The organism is Streptomyces sp. NPDC001889 (genome assembly GCF_053594535.1).
Window position 1 is genome coordinate 1 of record NZ_JBSFER010000068.1, and the last position, 3,386, is coordinate 3,386.

Sequence of the window (3,386 nt, forward strand, 5' to 3'; positions counted from 1 at the left end):
GCCGCCGGGGGTGTCGATGTCGGTGCGGTACGGGACTTCGCGGGAGACCGCCTGCCCGAGTACATGGTCCCGACGGCCTTCGTCGTCCTGGACGCACTCCCGCTGACCGTCAACGACAAACTCGACCGCAACGCCCTCCCCGCACCCGCCCACGCCACCACCGGCGGCCGGGCCCCCGAGACCGAGGCCGAAAGGACCCTCTGCGGTCTCTTCGCCCAGGTGCTCGGAGTGGAACAGGTGAGCGTCGATGACTCGTTCTTCGAACTCGGCGGCGACTCCATCCTGTCGATGATGGTTGTGTCGGGCGCCCGCCGGGCCGGTCTGGTGATCAGCACCCAGGAGATCTTCGAGCACCGCACGGCAGCGCGGCTGGCCGCCGTCGCCACCCCGCTCACGACCGACACCGCCCCGAAGGAGTCAGCCGCCGGCACCGGCGATGTGCCGCTGACTCCGGTGATGCGCGAACTCCTCAGCCGCACCCGGCCCGACGGCCTCTCCGAGGTGTACCAGTCGGCGCTGGTGGTGGCCCCCGCGAGCCTCACCCTCCCGGTCCTCACCGACGCCGTGCAGACCCTCATCGACCACCACGACGCCCTGCGGGCACGGTTCACCGCCGACGCGGAGGGTGGGCTGACCGTCCCCGAGCCGGGCACTGTGCCCGCCGGGCCGTTGGTGCGCCGGGTGGACGCGGCCGGCCGGGATCTCCAGGGGCTGGTCGACGAGGAGACCCGGGCGGCCGTCAGCCGGCTCGACCCTCTGGCCGGGGTGATGGTCCAGGCTGTCTGGTTCGACCTCGGCCCCGCGACCCCCGGCCGGCTGCTGATCGCCGTCGATCATCTGGTGGTCGACGGAGTCTCCTGGCGAGTGATCCTCGCCGACCTCGCCCACGCCCACGACCAGCTGACCGACGGCCTGCCGGCGCGACTGGCACCCGTACCGGTCTCCTTCCGGCACTGGGCGCGTGAGCTGGTGGCGCAGGCGGGGAGTGCGGAGCGTGCGGCGGAGGTGCCGCTGTGGGCGGAGCTTCTGCGTGGGAGTGGGCCGGAGCCGTTGCTGACGCGGGTTCCGCTGGACGCGGCGCGGGATGTGCAGGCGTCGGTGCGGCGGGTGTCGGTGCGGGTGCCGTCCGGGGTGACGTCGGCGCTGCTGACGGCTGTTCCGGCGGCTTTCCACGCGGGTGTCGACGATGTGCTGCTGGCCGGTCTCGCGGCCGCCGTTGACGAGTGGCGCGGTGGCCGCGAGTCCGGAGGCGGCTTCCTCGTCGATGTCGAGAGCCACGGCCGCGTACCGCTCGGGGACGGTGAGGACCTCTCCCGCACCGTCGGCTGGTTCACCGGCATTCACCCCGTACGGCTGGACGCCGGACCGATCGACCCCGCCGACGCGCGCCGGGGCGGACCCGCCGCCGCACAGGCGCTGAAGCGGATCAAGGAGCAGATACGGGCGGTCCCCGGCGACGGGCTCGGCTACGGCATCCTGCGCCGGCTCACCTCCGGGCCGCTCGCTGCCGAGCTGGCCGCACTGCCCAGCCCACAGCTCGGTTTCAACTATCTCGGCCGGTTCGCCGGCCGTGACGAACCGTGGCAGCCGGTCGGCGAGGCCGCGCTCGGCGAAGGCGGCCACAGCCGGGCGCCGGTGATGCACGCCCTGGAGGCCGAGGGTGTGGTGCACGACCGGGAGGAGGGGCCGGAGCTTGTGCTGACTCTGGTCTGGCCGGAGCGGGTTCTCGATGAGCCGGCGGCGCGTTCCCTCGTGGAGGGGTGGGCGGCGATGCTGGCGGGGTTGGCCGTCCACGCGGCGGCCCCGGGGTCCGGTGGGCGGACCCCGTCGGACTTCCCGCTCGTGACCGTCGGCCAGGACCGGATCGACGAGCTGGAGGCGGCCGTCCCCGGTCTCGCCGACATCCTCCCCGTCACCCCCCTCCAGGAGGGCCTTCTCTTCCACGCGCTCTTCGACGGCGCGAGCCGGGACGTCTATGTCGAGCAACTGGTTCTCGACCTCGCCGGACCGCTCGACGCGTCGGTGCTCAGGGCGTCCTGGGAAGCGCTGCTCGCCCGCCACGCGAGCCTGCGGGCCGGATTCCGGCACATCGCCGGGGCCGACCGGCCCGTCCAGGTCATCGCCCACGAGGTCACCCTGCCCTGGCGGCACGAGAACCTGTCGGATCTCGACCCCGGGACGGCCGCCACCGAGGCCGGGCGACTGGAGACCGCGGAGCAGATCCGCCGGTTCGATCTCGCCGCGCCACCCCTGATCCGGGTTCTCCTGCTCACCATGGGGCCGGACCGGTACCGCATGGCGATCACCCTGCACCACATCGTCCTGGACGGCTGGTCACTGCCGATCCTCATCCACGAACTGTGGGCCGCCTACCGGGCAGGGGGCCGCACGGACGCGCTGCCGGCGGTGACCCCGTACCGGGAACATCTCGCCTGGCTGCGACGGCAGGACCGCGAGACCGCGCGCGAGGCATGGCGCCGGGCGCTCGCCGGGCTGGACGAGCCCACACTCGTCGCGCCCGAGGAACAGAACACGGCGCGGACACACACCGGCACAGTGATCACCGAGCCGGGCGAGGACCTCGCCTCGGCCGTGCGCGACCTCGCCCGAACGCATGGCCTGACCCTGAACACGGTCGTCCAGGCCGCCTGGGGTCTCGTCATCGGCCGGCTCACGGGCCGCGACGATGTGGTGTTCGGCGCGACTGTCGCGGGGCGGCCCGCGGAGCTGCCCGGCATGGAGAGCATGCTGGGGCTGTTCATCAACACCGTGCCGGTACGGGTCCGGCTCGACCCTGCCCAGACCGTCGCCGGGCTGCTCGCCGGGCTCCAGGCCGAACAGGCGGCCCTGCTCGACCACCAGCATCTGGGGCTCACGGACATTCAGCGCGTATCCGGGCCGGGCGCGGGCTTCGACACGCTGATGGCCTTCGAGAACTACCGCGCGGACGACAACACACCACCTGCGCCGCTGCGGCTCACCGGGACCGAGGTACGCGAGTCGACCACCTATCCGCTCGCTCTGGACGTGAATCCGGTGGGTCGGTTCACCCTCCGGCTCGACCACCAGATGGAGGTGTTCGACACCGATGCCGCGCGCGCCCTCCTCGACCGCCTGGTGCGCGTCCTGGCCCGGTTCGCCGCCGATCCCGGAACGCGGCTGAGCCGGATCGATGTCCTGGACCCGGCTGAGCGGGCTCAGGTGGTGTCGGAGTGGAACGACACCGGTGTTGTGGTTGGTGCGAGTACGTTCCTGGAGCTGTTCGCGGCGAGGGTCGAGGCCGCGCCGGGCGTTGCCGCGGTGCGGTGTGGGTCGGTGGTGTTGTCGTACGGGGAGTTGGAGGCGCGTGCGAACCGGCTGGCCCGGTATCTGACCGGTTTGGGTGT

The 3,386-nt window shown here is 72.6% G+C and carries 1 protein-coding gene; it reads left to right on the plus strand.

The window, feature by feature from the left end; all coding sequences use genetic code 11:
• Nucleotides 1-3,386: condensation domain-containing protein (locus ACWCRA_RS35185; RefSeq protein WP_451069476.1), on the plus strand; the 3,386-nt coding region annotated here is incomplete at both ends.